This is a genomic window from Methylobacterium gregans, assembly GCF_022179245.1.
Taxonomy (GTDB): domain Bacteria; phylum Pseudomonadota; class Alphaproteobacteria; order Rhizobiales; family Beijerinckiaceae; genus Methylobacterium; species Methylobacterium gregans.
This window is the reverse complement of the sequence record NZ_BPQM01000071.1, coordinates 20,212-37,158: the sequence shown is the minus strand read 5'-3', so window position 1 is coordinate 37,158 and position 16,947 is coordinate 20,212. Positions and strand designations below refer to the sequence as shown.

Below are 16,947 nucleotides of genomic sequence, written 5' to 3'. Positions count from 1 at the left end.
GCACAAATTAGGCCAGCCGAACATGGCGTTTTCGCGGGCTTCGCCGCGATGCAGCATCCGCGTGTCAGGACTGCATCAGGATGAGCCCCTCGGCCCCGCCCAGGACGGTCCGACCGGCACCCCGCTCGCCGGCCCGGCCGCCCCGACTCGAGAGAAGGACCGTCCAGGTCTCGCTTTCCGGCAGGGGGATCTCGTGCGCCGCCGTACCGAAATTGAGGATCACCCGGAGGCGCGCGTCGCCCACGCTCCGCTCGTAGGCGAGGATGTCGGGCAGGCCGAGCGCGAGCGTGCGGTAGCTGCCCACCGCGAGGGCAGGGTGCTCACGGCGCAGCGCCAGCAGACGGCGGTAGAGCGTCAGGATCGAGCCGGGCATGTCCTGCAGGCACTCGACGTTGCGCGTCTCGTGGTCGGGCGAGAGCGGCAGCCAGGGCTCGGCGGTGCTGAAGCCCGCCCGAGGCCCCGGCTCCCACTGCATCGGCGTGCGCTCCGGGTCGCGCCCGTGGCCGGGCTCGTTGAGCTCCCAGGGGTCGCGCACGCGCTCCGGCGGGATCGGCACGTGGCCGAGCCCGAGCTCGTCGCCGTAGTAGAGGGTCGGCGTGCCCCGCAGGGTGAGCAGCAGCATCGCGGCGATGCGGGCCTGTTCCTCGCCGATGCGCGCGCTGATCCGGGGCTGATCGTGGTTGCCCAGCACCCAGTTCGGCCACCCGCCCTCGGGCAGCCCCGCCTCGTAGTTTTCCACCAGCTCCTGCACCGCGTCGGCGCGCCAGGGCGTCTGGATGAGCTGGAAGTTGAAGGGCATGTCGGCGCCCGAGAGGTCGGGGCCGTAATAGGCCATCAGCCGCTCCAGCGGCAGGTAGATCTCGCCGATCAGAACCCGCTCGCCGTAGGCGCGCAGCACGGCGCGCATCTCGGCGATCACGTCGAGCACCTCCGGCCGGTCGGCGGAGTAGACCTGATGGAAGCGGTTGATCTCCGGCAGGTGCTCGGCGAAGTGCGGGTTGGCGGGGTTGTCGCGGAACGAATCGTCCTTGATCAGGTGCCAGATCACGTCGACCCGGAACCCGTCGACGCCGCGCTCCAGCCAGAAGCGCAGGGCGTCGTACATCGCCGCCCGCACCGCGGGGTTGCGCCAGTTCAGGTCTGGCTGCTCGCGCAGGAAGGCGTGGTAGTAGTACTGGCCGGTGGCCGGATCGAGGGTCCAGGCCGGGCCGCCGAAATTCGAGAGCCAGTTGTTCGGCGGTCCGCCGTCCGGCCCCGGATCACGCCAGATGTACCAGTCGCGCCGCGGGTTTTCCCGAGAGGCCCGCGCCTCCGTGAACCACGGATGCGCGATCGAGGTGTGGTTCGGCACGAAGTCGAGGATCACCTTCAGCTTGCGCCGATGGGCTTGCGCCACCAACTCATCGAAATCGGAGAGCGAACCGAAAAGGGGGTCGATGCCGCAGTAATCCGCGACGTCGTAGCCGTAATCGGCCATCGGCGAGGGATAGACCGGAGAGATCCAGACCGCGTCGACGCCGAGCCAGGCGAGATAGTCGAGCCGCCGCGTGATGCCCGCGAGATCGCCGACGCCGTCGCCGTTGCTGTCCTGGAACGAGCGGGGATAGACCTGATAGACGGTTCCGCGCTTCCACCAGACGGTTTCAGTCATGTCGCCCCTCGTTGAATCGCGCTGACAGGGTTAGCTCTTCGGCGCGGTCGAGGCGACCGGATGATGCGCCGGCCGAAGGGATCGATCCGGCGCATTCAGCATTGCTTCAACCTGGGTGGTGAACACTGACTCCCAGTCAGGCGATTTGTGTCGAACGCATCACAGTGCGGGCGGCACATCGCTTGCAGAGGCCGATTCATGCCTCAGACGCGCCTTCACACGGCCGCAACGCGGTCGCAGGATCACCAGCCCCGAACGCCGGGCCGGCCATCCAGGATCAATCCGGAGGCGGCAACGGATGCGCAGAGACGCAGCGGGGCCTTGAATGGGGGATTTGACGTGCTCAACGAAATTCTTTCTCCGCCCGCTGCCGGTGTCGAGAAAACGGATGACGCGCTCGTGACGGCCGGGACCGCCGCGGCGAGGGCCGCGCGACCCGTTGTCCCGAGCACGGGCGACGCGGTGGTGGATCTGCGCGAGGCGATCCGTGCCAAGCTCGCCTACGTGATCGGCCGCACGCCCGAGACCGCGCGGGAGCGCGACTGGTTCGCCGCCACCGCGCTGGCGCTCCGCGACCGGATCGTCGACGCCTGCTTGGCGGCGGAGAAGCAGGTCCCGAACAAGCGCGTCTACTATCTCTCGCTGGAGTTCCTGATCGGGCGCCTCCTGTCCGACGCCATGAACAATCTCGGCCTCGTCGAGACCACCCGGAAGGCGCTGGCCGAACTCGGCGTCGATCTCGGCACGGTCGAGGGCGCAGAGCCGGACGCGGCGCTCGGCAACGGTGGCCTCGGCCGGCTCGCCGCCTGCTTCATGGAGAGCATGGCCTCCATCGGCATCCCGGCCTACGGCTACGGCATCCGCTACGACCACGGCCTGTTCCGCCAGTCCTTCGAGGACGGCTGGCAGCGCGAGGCGCCGGAGACCTGGCTCGCGGAAGGCAACCCGTGGGAGTTCGCCCGGCCCGCCGCGACCTACCGGATCGGCTTCGGCGGCCACGTCACCATGTCGATGGTGAGCGAGGGCGTCATCCGCCGCACCTGGCACCCGGCCGAGACCGTCCGGGCGGTGGCCCACGACGTGCCGGTGGTGGGTTGGCGGGGCAAGACCGTCAACACGCTGCGCCTGTGGAAGGCGGAGGCGGAGGCACCCGTCGATCTCGGCCAGTTCAATGGCGGCGACCATGTGGGCGCGGTCGCGAACCGCATGCGCGCCGAGGCGATCTCGCGGGTGCTCTACCCGAGCGATTCCTCGACCGCCGGCCAGGAGCTGCGCCTGCGCCAGGAATACTTCTTCACCTCGGCCTCGCTGCAGGATCTCGTGCTGCGCCACGTGGCCGAGCGCGGCGACGTGCGCTCGCTGCCCGACCACGCCGCCATCCAGCTCAACGACACGCACCCGGCGATCGCGGTGCCGGAGCTGATGCGAATCCTGCTGGAGGACCACGGCCTCACCTGGGAGGATGCGTGGCACGTCACCACCAACACGCTGAACTACACCAACCACACCCTGCTGCCCGAGGCGCTCGAGACCTGGCCGGTGGAGCTGATGGAGCGGCTGCTGCCGCGCCACATGCAGATCATCTACCTGATCAACTGGATGCACCTCGAGGCGCAGGGTAAGGACGGCAAGAGCGACGCGGCCCATCTCGCGTCCGTCTCGCTCATCGACGAGTCGCACGGGCGGCGCGTGCGCATGGGGCATCTCGCCTTCCACGGCTCGCGCCGGGTGAACGGCGTCTCGGCGCTCCACACCGAGCTGATGCGCGAGACGGTCTTCGCGGACCTGCACGCGCTGGAGCCGGAGAAGATCGTCAACAAGACGAACGGCATCACCTTCCGGCGCTGGCTGCACAACGCCAATCCGGGCCTGACCCGGCTCGCGGTCGAGACCCTGGGCGAGGGCGTCCTCGACAATCCCGAGTTGCTCCGGGGCCTCGACGCCTACGCGGAGGATCCGGCTTTCGTGGCGCGCTACGCCGCGGTGCGCCGCGGGCGCAAGGAGGCGCTGGCGGAGGTGATCTACGACCGCACCGGCGTCACGGTCGATCCGTCCGCCCTGTTCGACGTGCAGATCAAGCGCATCCACGAGTACAAGCGCCAGCTCCTCAACGTGGTCGAGACGGTCGCGCTCTACCAGGCGATCAAGTCCGAGCCGCACAAGGATTGGACGCCGCGGGTCAAGATCTTCGGCGGCAAGGCAGCGCCGAGCTACACCCAGGCCAAGCTCATCATCAAGCTGGCCGCGGATGTCGCGCGCGCGGTCAACGACGATCCCGACGTGGCCGATCGGCTTAAGGTGGTGTTCCTGCCGAACTACTCGGTGAGCCTCGCCGAGGCGATCATCCCGGCGGCCGACCTCTCCGAGCAGATCTCGACCGCCGGCATGGAGGCGTCGGGCACCGGCAACATGAAGCTGGCGCTCAACGGGGCGCTCACCGTGGGCACGCTCGACGGCGCCAACATCGAGATCCGCGACCATGTCGGCCCGGAGAACATCTTCATCTTCGGGCTGGACGCCGCGGGCGTGCGAGCCCGCTCGGCGGAGCCGCACTACGCCCGCGACGCGATCTGGAACTCGCCGCGGCTCGCCGCCGCGCTCGACATGATCGCCTCGGGCCGGTTCTCGCCCGAGGAGCCGAACCGCTTCCGGCCGCTCACCGACGACCTGCGCCACCGCGACCAGTACCTGCTCACCTGCGATTTCGACGATTACTGGCGGGCGCAGCGCGAGATCGATGCCGCCTGGAACGATCCGAAGGGCTGGTGGAAGCGGGCGATCCACAACACCGCCCGGATGGCGTGGTTCTCCTCCGACCGCTCGATGCGGGAATACGCGGAGGAGATCTGGCGCGTGAAGCTGGCCTGAGCGCGGTTTCGAGGTCGGCGCCCCGTCCCAGAAGGGACGGGGCGCTTCCCGTGTCAGGTGGGCACAGTCGCGAGAGGTCGAGACCGATCGTCGGGAGGAGCGGGAAGCCTGCGGCGTCCCCGCCGCGTCAGCCGAGATCCACCGGGATCGGGTAGCAGCGCGCGCCGACCGAGGCAGCCAGCACTTGGACGGCGCCCACCGTCGAGGGGCATCCGGCCACGTGCACCACGTCGGTAGCGCGCAGCGTCGGCAGGTGGGCGGTCAGCGGCCCCGGCCGCACGTCCGGGGGGCGCTGGCGGCCACGATCGGCCGTGAGCACCAGACGGGCGACGCCCGTGCGGCGCAGCCAGTCGAGGCTGTCGCGCATGTAGAGGTCGAGCGCGTCGCGGGCGCCGACGATCAGGTGCATCTCGCGGGCGGGCTCGATGTAGCGGGCCGCGTGGGCGATCGACCAGATCGGCGCGAAGCCCGTTCCGGCCGCGACGAGGACGAGCCGGCCGCCGCCCGGGCGGTACTGGCCGCGGCCGAGGGGGCCCTTGAGTTTCACGGCCGCTTTCGGGGCGAGCGCCTCGACGAAGCAGCCGTCCCGCTCGCAGCGCGGCAGGTGGAAGACCAGCTCGTTGAGTTCCGTCGTGCCGTCGACCCGCAGCGTCGGCGCGAGGGTGAGCGGGGCTAGCCCCTCGAAGCTCACCGCCACCTGATGACCGGGCTCCAGGTCGAGGCGCTTCGTCAGTGTGACCACCGCCTCGACGACGTGCGGGCTCAGCACCCGGACATCGGTCAACGAGCCCTTGCGGCTGGCTTGCGGCAGCGCGCGCGTCTCCGACGGCTCGATGGTCTGGCCGGGCAGGGGAGCGGTCTTGAGGGCGTCGGGTCGCCTGCTGCGAGCCCTGGCACGCCTGGCGGCCGGGCCGGGCGCCTGCCCGAGCAGGGCCGTCCCGTGCAGGGCCTGCATCGGCCCGATCATGCCCTCGGCCAGCGCAGCCTCGACGGGCGTGTCGCCGGTTGAGACGCGCACGGCCTTGCCGTTGACGATGAGCGAGCAGCGCGCGCTCATGGGCGTCTCCTGGTCAGCGGGATGGGAGCGGTTCAGCGCAGGCGCAGCAGCAGGTCGTCGACCAAGGCGGCCCAGCGCTCGCGCACGGCCACCCCGTCGGCCGCATCGGCCGTGGCGGGATCGGAGAGGCGGGCGCGCAGGCTCGCGCCCTCGCGGCGCTCCGCGTCGAGTACGGCCTTGAGCAGGGCCAGTTCGGCCTCGAGCGAAGCGACGTCGCGGACCTCGTCCGCCGCGTCCTCGCCCTCATCCGCGGCGGGCTCGGGCGCGACGGTCTCCTCAAGGTGGCGGGTGTGCTCCAGGCGGATCGGGCGCGCGATGAGCCGACGCACCACGTCGGCTCCGCCGGTCTGATCCAGTTGACGCGCCGCGTCGGCCATACGCCTCTCCACTCGACAAAGCCGCCGCGCGAGTTTGTGCGCGAAGGGCCGTTCTTCCACAGAACCGTGCCGCAACATGGTTAAGGCAGATTTAAATGGATGCGTCGACTCGATGCGATCGGGCTCGGTCCGTCCGGGCCCGGGGCAGAACTCAGGCGGCCTCGGGTGCCGCGCCGCAGAGCTGCCGGGCTTGGAGCATCGTCATCGGCTCGCCGAAGGCGTAGCCCTCGGCGTACTCGCAGCCGAGCTCGGCGAGCGCCTGTGCGTCGGCCTCCGATTCCGTGCCCTCGGCCACGATGGCGAGGTCGAGCTCCGTCGCCATCTTGACGATCGAGCGCAGGATCGCGGTCTTGCCGGTGGCCATCTGGCGCACGAAGGATTGATCGACCTTGATCGTGTCGAACGGAAAGCGCTGCAGGTAGGAGAGCGCAGAGTAGCCGGTGCCGAAATCGGCCAGGCAGAGACCCGCCCCAAGATCGCGGATGCGAGCGAGCATCTGCGCGGCGTATTCGGGGTTCTCCATCACAAGGCTCTCGGAGAGCTCGAGCTTGAGCGAGCCCGGCAAGACGCCGGAGCGGGCCAGCACGGTCTTCACGTCGTGCAGGAGGTCGTGGCGCAGGAGCTGGCGTGAGGAGACGTCGACGGAGGCGAAGATCGGCGGCTCGACCTCCAGCGCCCGCTGCCAAGCAGCCAGTTCGAGGGCCGTGCGCTCCAGGGCGAAGATCCCGAGATTGACGATGAAGCCGGTCTCCTCGGCCACCGGCATGAAGGTCGAGGACGGGATGCGCCCGAGCTTCGGGTGGTCCCAGCGCAGCACGGTCTCGAAGCCCGCCACCGTCCTGTCCTCCAGCCGGACGATCGGCTGGAACAGCACCTTCATCTCGTTGCGCTCGATGGAGCGGCGCAGGTCCGCCTCCAGCATCAGCCGGTCCGAGCGCTCGGCCCGCATATTGGCGCGGAACACCTCGATGCGGTCGCCGCCGCCGCGCTTGGCCTGGATCATCGCGATCTCGGCGCTCTGGTAGACGTCGTCGCGCTTCGGGTGGGCGCCTGTCTCGTGCAGCGCCAGGCCGATCGAGACGGTGAGGAAGATCTCGCGGTCCGCGTAGGTGATCGGCGTGGCGATGGCGCGCCGGATCATCTCGGCGAAGGCGAGCACGCGGTCGGGCTCGCGTTCGGAGAGCAGGATGACCGCGAAGGCGTCCCCAGCGACCCGCGCCAGCGTGTCCTGCGGGCGCAGCAGGCGGCCGAGGCGCCGCGACAGCGTCAGCAGGATGGAGTCGCCGGCCGACAGCCCGATCGCGTCGTTGATGCCCTTGAACCGGTCGATGTCGAGGACGATCACGGTTGGCTTCAGGCGCGCGTCCTGGCTGGCATAGGCCAGAGCCGCGTCGAGTCGGTCGCCGAACAGCTCGCGGTTCGGCAGGCCGGTGAGGCTGTCGTGTACCGCATCGTGCAGCAGGCGCTCCTCAGCGGTCTTCACCTCGGTCACGTCCGCAATGGTGCCGACGACGCGGATCACCTCGCCGTCCGAGCCGATCACCGGCCGGGCCTTCAGCCGGTACCAGAAATAGGCGCCGCCGGCGGAGCGCAGGCGGAAATCGTGGACGATGCGCCCGCGCCGCTCCTCGATCACGGTGTCGAGCGCGGCCGAGTAACGCTCGACATCGAAGGGGTGGAGCAGCGCGAGCCAGTTCGCGGCCGGGCCTTCGAGGGCGCCGCGGGAGAGGCCGAGCTGACTCTCGATCTCCTGGCCGGCGAAGACGCGGTCGCCCGGCACGTCCCAGTCGAACACGATGTCCCCCGCCCCCGTCAGCGCCAGCGCACGCCGCTCCGTATCCGAGACCAGGGCGTGCGAGAGCCCGCCCCCCGCGAAGGCGTGCTGCATCACCGTGAAGCCGATCAGCATGACGATGAGCACGAGGCCGCCGATGAGGGCCGGCTGCACCAATTCGCTGCCGATCTGGCCCGTCACCGCGAAGCCCGCGGCCGTGACCCAGACCACGAGGAGCGTCCAGGTCGGCACGAGCAGGATGGCGCGGTCGTAGCCGTTATGCGTGGCGAGGTAGAGGATGAGGAGGAGGCCCACGCCCGCCACCGCGGCGATCGAGATGCGGGCGACGCCCGCTGCCACCGGCGGGTCGAACACCGCGAGCCCCACGAGGCCCGCCAGGAAGGCCAGCCAGAAGAAGGCGACGTGGCTGTAGCGCACGTGCCAGCGCGAGAGGTTCAGGTAGGCGAACAGGAAGACCAGCAGGGTGGCGCCGAGCACCGCCTCGGCGGAGGCGCGGTAGACCCGCTCGGCGAGTTCCGTGACGGGGAAAACCCGCTGCAGGAAGCCGAAATCGATGCAGGCATAGGCCAGGACCGACCATGCGAGTGCGGCGGCGGCCGGGAAGATGATGGCACCTTTCACCACGAACACGATGGTGAGGAAGAGGGCCAAGAGACCCGCGATGCCGATGATGATGCCCTTGTAGAGGGTCAGTCCCGCGGCCTTCTTGCGGTAGGCGTCCTGGTCCCAGAGATGGACCTGCGGGATATTCGGCCCCCGAAGCTCGGCCACGTAGGTGACCGTCGTGCCGGGATCGAGCGTGATGACGAACTGGTCGGCTTCCGGGTTCTCGTCGCGCTCGGGCCGGATTCCCTGGCTCGCGGTGATCGCTGCGATTCGCGAGCCGCCGAGATCGGGCCAGACCACGCCGGAATCGACCAGCCGGAAATGCGGCGCAACCAGGATGCGATCGATCTGCTCGTCGGTGTCGTTGGTAAGCGCGAAGACCATCCAGTCGGGCCGGGCGCCCGCGTCGCGCGCCTTCACCACGATGCGACGGACGATGCCGTCCTTGCCCGGCGCGGTCGAGATCTGGATCAGGTCGCCGTCCGAGCGGTAACGCTCGATTGCCGGCGTCAGGTCGATCACCGGGGAATCCAGCGTGACGCGGACCGCCTCGACCGCGCTCGCGGGTGCGCTCGCCGCAAGGGCGCCGACGAGGAACGCGAGGAGGAGGGCGAGGATGCGCAACGAGACGGGTTCCGGCCGGGCGAGCGAGCGCGTGAACGGCTCAGGTTAGCTTTTGGTAAAGACGGGGTTGATCTTGGGCAAGCCGGCAGGTCGCGAGGGGGTGAACGACCCACCGCTTCCTGCCGGCCGGCGGCTCGGGACGGATCACCCGCGTTTGCGGCCAAAACAAGTTGGGAGGCGCCGGGCGCGCCGGATGCGGCGCCCGATCATCCCGATGGGCGACCGGTCAGGCCGCCCGCAGGGCCGCCTGCACGGTGCCGAGGGATGGCAGGCCCTTGATCGGCCCGATCGCCGCCAGCGTGGGAGCGCCCGCGAGGATCGCCGCGCCCGCCGCCCGCACGTCCTCGACCGTGACGGCGTCGACCTTCGCGATCACTTCCGAGGCCGGGATCACCCGGCCCCAGGCCAGGATCTGGCGGGCGTTGCGCTCGATGCGGCCGCCGGGCGTCTCTAGGGCACCCAGCAGGGAGAGCTTCAATTGCGCCTTGGCGCGGGCGATCTCATCGGGCGCGATGTCACGGGTGGCGCGCACCACCGCGTCGAGCGTCACGGAGACGAGCTCGGCCACGTCGCCGCCAGCCGTGCCGGCGCCGATGCCGAAGAGGCCGCAATCGGAGAATGGCCAGTGGAAGGCCTGGATCTCGTAGGCGAGGCCGCGGGTCTCCCGCACCTCCTGCCAGAGGCGTGAGGTCAGGCCGCCGCCCAGCACCTGAGCGAACATGTGCAGGGCGTAGTAGCCGTCGTCGCGAAAGGAGAGGCCCGGCAGACCGATGACCAAGTTGGCCTGCTCCAGCTTCCGCGGCATGCGTCGCTCGCCGCCGCCGTAGCTGCCGGCAACGGCCGGAGGCGCTTCGACGGCGGGCATCGCGCCGAAATGGCGCTCGGCCGCCGCCACGAAGACCTCGTGCTCCACCGCGCCCGCGGCCGCCACGACGGTGCGGTCGGGCGTATACTCGCGAGCGAGATAGGCCCGGATCGCGGCCTCGTCGAAGCTGCGGATCGTCTCGGGGCGCCCGAGGATCGGCCGGCCGATCGGCTGGTCCGGGAAGGCCGCTTCCGTGAAGGCGTCGTAGACCACGTCGTCGGGGGTGTCCTCGACCGCGGCGTACTCCTGCAGGATCACGCTCTTCTCGCGGGCGAGTTCGCCTGCGTCGAAGACCGAGTCGGTGAGGATGTCGCCGATCACGTCCAGGGCGATACCGACATCCTCGCCTAGCACCCGTGCGCTGTAGCTCGTGCCCTCGGCCGACGTCGCGGCGTTGATCTCGCCGCCGACATTCTCGATGTCCTCGGCGATCTGACGGGCCGAGCGAGTGCGCGTGCCCTTGAAGGCCATGTGCTCGATGAGGTGGCTGAGTCCGCTCTCGTCCGCCCTTTCATGACGGGAGCCTGCACCGACCCAGACGCCGAGCGTCGCGGTCGCCACGCCCGGCATCGCCTCGGTCGCGACGGTCACGCCGTTGGCGAGCCGCGTCACCCGCAGCGAGGGCGAGGCGCCGTGCGTATCGAAATGCTGGTTCATGCGCCTCTCGTGATGCGTGCACGTTCGCGGATCAGCGCCTCGACGGCAGCCTGATCGTTGGCCACACGCGTGAGGCGCTCTGGCCGCTCCAGCAGATCGGCAAGGTGCGGGGGCAGCGCTGGGCGAGAGCCGCCGGTCGCCTGCGCGACCGCGTCCGGGAACTTCGCCGGATGGGCGGTGGCGAGCGAGACGACGGGCGTGCGCGGATCCTTGTCGAGCAGGCCGCGGCCGGCGCGCACGCCGATGGCGCTGTGCGGGTCGAGGGTGACGCCGGTCGCGAGGTGCGTCTCGCGGATCTCCGCCATCACGTCGGCCTCCGAGACCGCGTGCGCGTCGAACTCGGCGCGGACGGTGGCCAGCACGGACTCGTCCAGGCGGAAGCCGCCGGACTGCTTCAGGCCCGCCATCAGGCGGCGGATGGACGCGGCGTCGCGGCCCAGCGCCTCGAAGAGCAGCCGCTCGAAGTTCGAGGAGATCTGGATATCCATCGAGGGCGAGGTGGTGGGCGTCACGCCCTGCAGCTCGTAGGCGCCGTGCTCCAGGGTGCGGACCAGGATGTCGTTGGCGTTGGTGCCGATCATCAGGCGCTCGATCGGCAGACCCATGCGCTTGGCGACCCAGCCGGCGAGGATGTCGCCGAAATTGCCGGTCGGCACCGCGAAGGAGACCGGGCGGTGCGGGGCGCCCAAAGCCACCGCGCTGGTGAAATAGTAGACCACCTGCGCGGCGACGCGCGCCCAGTTGATGGAGTTGACACCCGACAGCTTCACCGAGTCGGCGAAATCGGCGTGCTGGAACAGGGCTTTGACGATGTTCTGGCAATCGTCGAATGTGCCGTCGACGGCGAGCGCGTGAACGTTCGGCGCGGCGACCGAGGTCATCTGGCGCCGCTGAACCTCCGAGACCCGGCCGTGCGGGTAGAGGATGAAGATGTCGACCTGATCGAGGCCGCCGAAAGCCTCGACGGCGGCCGAGCCCGTATCGCCCGAGGTGGCGCCCACGATCGTGGCGCGGCTGCCGCGCCGGCGCAGCACGTGGTCCATCAGCCGCCCGAGGAGCTGCATCGCCACGTCCTTGAAGGCGAGCGTCGGACCGTGGAAGAGTTCGAGCAGGAAGAGGTTGTCGTCGAGTTGGACGAGCGGGCAGACGGCCGGGTGCCGGAAGGTGGCGTAGGCCTCGTCGATCATTCGGTCGAGATCGGCATCGGCGATCTCGCCGTCGACCAGCGGGCGCAGCACGCGCTTGGCCGCGTCGGCGTAGGAGAGGCCCGCGAGGTCGGCAATCGCATCCTTCGTCAGGCTCGGCCAGCTCTCGGGCACGTAGAGGCCGCCGTCGCGGGCGAGGCCTGCAAGGAGGGCGTCGGAAAACGAGAGCGGCGCGGCGTCGCCGCGGGTCGAGACGTGCAACACAGGGGCCTCCGGGGAAGGCGCCCCCTCTACACGATGCCGGCAGCGGTGTCGAAGTCCCCGAACAGGATGCCGGTATCCGGCTAAAGCGGCCGGGCGTCCGGATCGGCCTTCGTTCGCGAGAGCGCCATGTCGGGGGTGTCCTCGATGTACCAGATCAGCGGAGCCGCAGGCGCACGCCGCTCCTGCATTGCACGGTCCGGATCGAACGCGTCGCGCGCGTTCCGCAGAGCGATGCGGAGCGGGTCGTAGCGATCCGCATCCTGGAGCGAGGTCGCGGGATCCGGCGCGCTTCCCCTCTCCTGCGTGGCTCTTGCCATATCCGACCCTACCCCCGCCGTTTTGTTTTCCGAGCCGGAAACTGCGCAAGGACGTAGGAGATCCCAAATGTTCGACGGGAATCCTCCGGCAAAGTCCGAGAGATGCGGAATTACAACAGATTCAGTCTGTTTTATAGACTTGGGATTGCTTGTGAGAAACTGTGCAATCAGAGGTTGATGCCGGGGGATTTGATCAGACGGCAGCCGGCGATCCGCCATTGTCCGTCCGATTGCCGCTCAAGGCTGTACTCTGCCGTCCAATCGATGCCGTCGGTGTCCTGAATCGCCACGGACTGGGTCAAGGTCGTCTCGCTGCCGTCCTGCTTCCCGCTGAAGACGAAGCTGCGATGCCGGTAGATCGGACGGTAGCTCGTCCGAACCATGCCGATGAAGACGTCCGGAGTCGGAAAGAGGCTCCGGATGCCGGGTGCCGCCTGATCGTAGGCGGTCGCGGCATCGTCGCGCCCGAGAGCCTCGACCTGCCGCATAATCACGGTCTTGGCCGCCGCATGGTCGGCCTCGTCCAGGGCCGCCACCGGAGAGACCGCCAGCAGGAGAGCGGGCAGAAAGATCAAGGGTGTCAGCCGCGCGCCCATCGTGCTCACCTGCTTCGAGATGCCAGGACGACGAGGGTAGGGCGGCGGCATCCGCGCGCAAGCGCGCTCAGGCGACCGGATCGCGCAGGCGCCGCCAGGCGAAGACCGAGAACACGCCGATCAGGCAGGCTGCGATGCCGAACCACGTGAATGCGTATTGCAGGTGATTGTTCGGCAGGTCGATCCGGAGCTGGCCGCCGCGCGGCCAAGTGGTCTGGCCCGGCACCGCGTCCGCCTCGATCAGGTAGGGCGCCACGGCGCCTAGGCTGCGTGCTTCGGCAATCCCCCCGATGTCCCGGTTGAACCACTCGCCGCGCTTCGCATCGGGGGGAGGGACGAACAATCCGCGCGGCTCGCTTGCCCGGAGAAGCCCGGTCACGATGGTCTCGTCGGTGATGAGGCCACCCAGCCTCCGCTCCTGTGCCTTCAGCTCGGTCGGGACGAAGCCGCGGTTGACCAGCAACGTGCTGCCCTCCGCCTGCCGGAACGGGGTCAGCACATAGTAGCCCTGCAGCGCCCGGCCCGGCGTGTCGCCGGGCGCGAGGCCGTGCACAAGCGTCTCGCGGTCGTTCAGAAAGCGGCCGGTCACCCGAACGTGCCGGAACTCGTCGCGCACCGGGTTCCAGACGTCCGGCGGCGGTGGCGCAACGGGCGCGGATTGCGAGCGCTCGCGGATCCGGCCGATCAGCGCCTCCTTCTCGGTCTTGCGCGCGATCTGCCAGAAGCCGAGACCGAGAAGGATGCTCAGCACGATCAGCGCCGACAGGCCTGGCGCGATCAGGTCGCGCCACGCGGCTTTCCGGGCAAGTGTTCCGGCGGGCGACACGGCCTCGGCGCTCACGGCTCAAAGCGCCCCTGCTCGGCCTTGTTGGCGTATTGCAGAGCGACCAGCATGCCCTTGAGCGGGCGCACCAGAAGCAGGCTGAGGCCGATCGAGAGGCTGCCCGCCACCAGGGCATGAACCCAGATCGGCGGCTCGTAGGTGATCTCCATCCACAGGGCGAGACCGACCACGACGAGGCCGACGATCGACATCACGAAGAAGGCCGGCCCGTCCGCCGAGTCGAAGTTCGCGTAATCGAGCCCGCAGGCCTCGCAGGACGGGCGCAGGGTGAGGAAGCCCTTGAACAGGTGGCCCTCGCCGCAGCGCGGGCAGCGTCCCCGCAGGCCCGTCGGGATCGGCTCCGGCCGGTGTTGGCTGTGATCCAAGATTCTGCTTCCCTCGAACGCGGATCCCCCGGAAGACCGATATGGGATCGCGCAGCGTCGCACGCATGAAAAAGGGCGGCCGGAGCCGCCCTTCGCATCGCCGCCATGCGCGGAGCGCGGCGGCCGGTGTTCAGTGTGCGCCGTGGCCGGCGCCTGCGCCCCAGACGTAGATGGCGGCGAAGAGGAACAGCCAGACCACGTCGACGAAGTGCCAGTACCAAGCGGCGAACTCGAAGCCGAGGTGCTGCTGCGTCGTGAACTGGCCCGCGTTCGCCCGCAGCAGGCAGACGATCAGGAAGATCGTGCCGATGATCACGTGGGCACCGTGGAAGCCCGTCGCCATGAAGAAGGTCGACGAGTAGATGCTGCCCGAGAAGCCGAAAGCGGCGTGGTGGTACTCGTAGGCCTGGCAGGCGGTGAAGAGCAGGCCCAGGATCACGGTGAGCAGCAGGCCGAGCTTCAGACCCTTGCGGTCGCCGTGCAGCAGGGCATGGTGCGCCCAGGTGATGGTGGTGCCCGACGTCAGCAGGATCAGCGTGTTGAGCAGCGGCAGGTGCCAGGGGTCGAAGGCCTCGATGCCCTTGGGCGGCCAGGTGCCACCGGTGAACTCGACGCGGGAGGCCTGGATCGGGTCCGCGGTGTAGAGGGCGGCCTCGAAATAGGCCCAGAACCACGCGACGAAGAACATCACCTCGGAGGCGATGAACATGATCATGCCGTAGCGGTGGTGGAGCTGCACCACGCGGGTGTGATCGCCGGAATTGGCCTCCTTCACCACGTCGCTCCACCACGCGAACATGGTGTAGAGCACGCCCAGCAGACCCGCGCCGAACACGTAGGGGCCGGGCGAGAGGGTGCCGAACTGGATGCTCTTCATCCAGAACACGGCGCCCGTGGTCATCACGAAGCCCGACATCGCTCCCAGCAGCGGCCAGGGACTGGGCGCCAGGATGTGGAAGTCGTGGTTCTTGGCGTGCGCCTCTGCCATCGGAACGTTTCTCCTGACCCCTTGAGACCGCTCGGCCATCCCTGGCCGCGGGTCCTGCCCTGTTGATCGCGGGGCCTGTGCCGCCCCGTCGAAACCCGTGCCGCACCCATACGTGACGGGCGCGGCTGTTGTCACGCTTGGCGCTTAGAAATTCCCCCGCCCCGGTGCTCCGCCCCGGTCGAGCGCCGCCGTCACCGGCTGCCCGTTCTTCGAGGCGAAGTAGGTGTAGGACAGGGTCATCTCCGAGAGATGCTGAGTGTTCGAATCCGTCCGCACGGCCGGGTCGATGTAGAACACCACCGGCACGTCGAGCGTTTCGCCGGGCTGGAGCGTCTGCTCCTTGAAGCAGAAGCACTCGACCTTGACGAAGTAGCCGCCCATCAGCTCGGGCTGGACGTTGAAGGTGGCGACCCCCGTCGTAGCGGTCGGCCCGGTGTTCTTCACGTGGAAGAACACGGTCTGGGTCTCGCCGAGCCTCGCCTCGACGCCGCGGCTCTCCGCCCGGAACTTCCAGCCGAGACCCGGCGCGACGTTGGTGTCGAAGCGGACCAGCATGGCGTCGCCGGGCTTGGCCGCGACCGCGGTCGGCACGGCCCCCTGCCGCGGGGTGCCGCCGTAGCCGGTCGCCTTGCAGAAGGCGTCGTAGAGCGGCACCGAGGCGAAGGCGAGGCCGAGCATGCCCGCCGCGAAGCCCGCGCAGGCGAGGGCGGTGCGGCCCAGTTTCCGGTTCTGCGGCGTCTGCGTCATGGGGTCAGAGCGGCCGGCTCATGATCTGCGGACCGAGTTTCGCGATGGTCAGCACGAAGAACAGCAGCACCATCGCGCCGAGCGCCAGCGCGATCGCCACCGAGCGCTTGCGGCGGCGTGCCTCCTCCTCGGGCGTGAGGGGGCGGTACTCGACCTTGGGACCTTCCACCTTGTGATCCATCGCGAACAATCAGGCCACCAGCGGCCGGAACAGCCCCAGGCTCTGCTCGGCGAGGAGCGCGGCGAAGAGCAGGAAGAGGTAGAGAATCGAGAAGCCGAACATGCCCATGGCGGCGCGCTTCTCGGCCTCGCCCTCGCGGTTGCGCAGCACCTGCACGCTGAAGGCCAGCATGCCGAGGCCGCCGAGGACACCGATCACCGCGTAGAGTAGGCCGCCGAAGCCGAGGACCACCGGCGCGAGGCCGAGGGGGGCGAGCAGAACCGTGTACCAGACGATCTGGCGGCGGGTAGAATCGGGGCCAGCCACGTTCGGCATCATCGGGATGCCGGCCTTGGCGTACTCGCCGGCCTTCACGAGCGCGAGCGCCCAGAAATGCGGCGGCGTCCAGATGAAGATGATGGCGAACAGCACGAGCGACTCGATGCCGACCGAGCCCGTCACGACCGCCTGCCCGATCACCGGGGGGAGGGCGCCCGCCGCGCCGCCGATGACGATGTTCTGCGCGGTCGCCCGCTTCAGCCACATCGAGTAGATCACCGCGTAGAACACGATAGTGAAGGCCAGGAGCCCCGCGGCCAGCCAGTTCGCCGCGAGCCCGAGGACCAGCGTCGAGGCGACTGAGAGGAACAGGCCGAAGGCCAGCGCCTCGTTCGGGCGGATGCGCCCGTCCGGGATCGGGCGCTTGGCGGTGCGGGTCATCACCGCGTCGATGTCGGCGTCCCACCACATGTTGAGGCAGCCCGAGGCGCCCGCGCCGATCGCGATCATCAGGAGCGAGATCGCCCCGATCACTGGCGAGACGTGGCCGTGCGGCGAGACCACCATGCCGACCAGCGCGGTGAAGATCACCAGCACCATCACCCGGGGCTTCAGCAGGGCGAAGTAGTCCGGAACGTCGCCGCCGACGGCGGGCGCGAAGGTCTCGCGCTCGGCGGGAAGTGCGTGGGTCAGACCTGTCATCGACATCACTGGCTCTGGCGCGCCGGCCATCATGGCGGCG

General features: G+C 69.3%; 15 protein-coding genes. 1 reads left to right on the top strand and 14 read right to left on the bottom strand.

Translation table 11 applies throughout. The features are described 5' to 3' along the window. Nucleotides 1–64: 64 nt before the first annotated feature. Nucleotides 65–1,651 (bottom strand): alpha-amylase family glycosyl hydrolase, encoded by a 1,587-nt coding sequence (locus tag MFF54_RS15255; protein WP_238303714.1) that lies wholly within the window; start codon nt 1,649–1,651, stop codon nt 65–67. 339 nt (nt 1,652–1,990) lie between these two features. Between MFF54_RS15255 and MFF54_RS15250 the strand changes: the two genes are divergently transcribed. Further along, complete coding sequence (locus MFF54_RS15250) at nt 1,991–4,519, top strand: glycogen/starch/alpha-glucan phosphorylase (RefSeq protein WP_370880140.1); 2,529 nt, start codon at nt 1,991–1,993, stop codon at nt 4,517–4,519. Nucleotides 4,520–4,646: 127 nt separating this feature from the next. On the opposite strand, the gene MFF54_RS15245 is transcribed toward MFF54_RS15250, so the two are convergent. The 13 genes from MFF54_RS15245 to MFF54_RS15185 all read right to left on the bottom strand — a co-directional run bounded on the left by MFF54_RS15245 (nt 4,647) and on the right by MFF54_RS15185 (nt 16,907). Further along, nucleotides 4,647–5,576: a ferredoxin reductase domain-containing protein gene (locus tag MFF54_RS15245; RefSeq protein WP_238303712.1), complete on the bottom strand. Its 930-nt coding sequence runs from the start codon at nt 5,574–5,576 to the stop codon at nt 4,647–4,649. A gap of 32 nt (nt 5,577–5,608) precedes the next feature. Beyond that, on the bottom strand, nt 5,609–5,953 hold the full coding sequence (locus MFF54_RS15240; protein ID WP_238303711.1) for a hypothetical protein: 345 nt from the start codon (nt 5,951–5,953) through the stop codon (nt 5,609–5,611). 151 nt (nt 5,954–6,104) lie between these two features. Beyond that, entirely contained in the window at nt 6,105–8,978 is a 2,874-nt protein-coding gene (locus tag MFF54_RS15235) for a sensor domain-containing phosphodiesterase (RefSeq protein WP_238303710.1), read from the bottom strand. Between the two features lie 226 nt (nt 8,979–9,204). After that, nucleotides 9,205–10,500, bottom strand: a complete 1,296-nt coding sequence (locus MFF54_RS15230) for a M16 family metallopeptidase (RefSeq protein WP_238303709.1) — start codon at nt 10,498–10,500, stop codon at nt 9,205–9,207. Further along, nucleotides 10,497–11,909 carry a threonine synthase gene (gene thrC, locus MFF54_RS15225; RefSeq protein WP_238303708.1) on the bottom strand — a complete coding sequence of 471 codons (1,413 nt, stop codon included), beginning with the start codon at nt 11,907–11,909 and terminating at the stop codon, nt 10,497–10,499. Before thrC ends, MFF54_RS15230 begins: the two co-directional genes overlap by 4 nt. An 80-nt stretch (nt 11,910–11,989) precedes the next feature. Next, nucleotides 11,990–12,226, bottom strand: coding sequence for a hypothetical protein (locus tag MFF54_RS15220; RefSeq protein ID WP_238303707.1), 237 nt, complete (start codon nt 12,224–12,226; stop codon nt 11,990–11,992). A 167-nt stretch (nt 12,227–12,393) separates the two neighbouring features. Beyond that, entirely contained in the window at nt 12,394–12,822 is a 429-nt protein-coding gene (locus MFF54_RS15215; protein WP_238303706.1) for a DUF4864 domain-containing protein, read from the bottom strand. Nucleotides 12,823–12,889: 67 nt separating this feature from the next. Then, nucleotides 12,890–13,648, bottom strand: a complete 759-nt coding sequence (locus tag MFF54_RS15210; RefSeq protein WP_370880151.1) for an SURF1 family protein — start codon at nt 13,646–13,648, stop codon at nt 12,890–12,892. 11 nt (nt 13,649–13,659) lie between these two features. Further along, nucleotides 13,660–14,031, bottom strand: a complete 372-nt coding sequence (locus MFF54_RS15205) for a DUF983 domain-containing protein (protein ID WP_238303704.1) — start codon at nt 14,029–14,031, stop codon at nt 13,660–13,662. Nucleotides 14,032–14,161: 130 nt separating this feature from the next. Further along, complete coding sequence (locus MFF54_RS15200; RefSeq protein ID WP_238303703.1) at nt 14,162–15,019, bottom strand: cytochrome c oxidase subunit 3; 858 nt, start codon at nt 15,017–15,019, stop codon at nt 14,162–14,164. A 144-nt stretch (nt 15,020–15,163) separates the two neighbouring features. Next, nucleotides 15,164–15,766, bottom strand: a complete 603-nt coding sequence (locus MFF54_RS15195; protein ID WP_238303702.1) for a cytochrome c oxidase assembly protein — start codon at nt 15,764–15,766, stop codon at nt 15,164–15,166. A gap of 4 nt (nt 15,767–15,770) precedes the next feature. Next, nucleotides 15,771–15,947 carry a cytochrome c oxidase system small membrane protein gene (locus MFF54_RS15190; protein ID WP_238303701.1) on the bottom strand — a complete coding sequence of 59 codons (177 nt, stop codon included), beginning with the start codon at nt 15,945–15,947 and terminating at the stop codon, nt 15,771–15,773. Nucleotides 15,948–15,956: 9 nt separating this feature from the next. Continuing rightward, entirely contained in the window at nt 15,957–16,907 is a 951-nt protein-coding gene (locus tag MFF54_RS15185; protein WP_238303720.1) for a heme o synthase, read from the bottom strand. Between the last annotated feature and the right edge of the window lie 40 nt (nt 16,908–16,947).

What these genes read in the sequence shown, in the direction of transcription:
- MFF54_RS15255 (WP_238303714.1), bottom strand. Translation starts at nt 1,651, where the DNA reads ATGACTGAAACCGTCTGGTGGAAGCGCGGAACCGTCTATCAGGTCTAT.
- MFF54_RS15245 (WP_238303712.1), bottom strand. Translation starts at nt 5,576, where the DNA reads ATGAGCGCGCGCTGCTCGCTCATCGTCAACGGCAAGGCCGTGCGCGTC.
- MFF54_RS15240 (WP_238303711.1), bottom strand. Translation starts at nt 5,953, where the DNA reads ATGGCCGACGCGGCGCGTCAACTGGATCAGACCGGCGGAGCCGACGTG.
- MFF54_RS15230 (WP_238303709.1), bottom strand. Translation starts at nt 10,500, where the DNA reads ATGAACCAGCATTTCGATACGCACGGCGCCTCGCCCTCGCTGCGGGTG.
- MFF54_RS15220 (WP_238303707.1), bottom strand. Translation starts at nt 12,226, where the DNA reads ATGGCAAGAGCCACGCAGGAGAGGGGAAGCGCGCCGGATCCCGCGACC.
- MFF54_RS15215 (WP_238303706.1), bottom strand. Translation starts at nt 12,822, where the DNA reads ATGGGCGCGCGGCTGACACCCTTGATCTTTCTGCCCGCTCTCCTGCTG.
- MFF54_RS15200 (WP_238303703.1), bottom strand. Translation starts at nt 15,019, where the DNA reads ATGGCAGAGGCGCACGCCAAGAACCACGACTTCCACATCCTGGCGCCC.
- MFF54_RS15195 (WP_238303702.1), bottom strand. Translation starts at nt 15,766, where the DNA reads ATGACGCAGACGCCGCAGAACCGGAAACTGGGCCGCACCGCCCTCGCC.
- MFF54_RS15190 (WP_238303701.1), bottom strand. Translation starts at nt 15,947, where the DNA reads ATGGATCACAAGGTGGAAGGTCCCAAGGTCGAGTACCGCCCCCTCACG.
- MFF54_RS15185 (WP_238303720.1), bottom strand. Translation starts at nt 16,907, where the DNA reads ATGACAGGTCTGACCCACGCACTTCCCGCCGAGCGCGAGACCTTCGCG.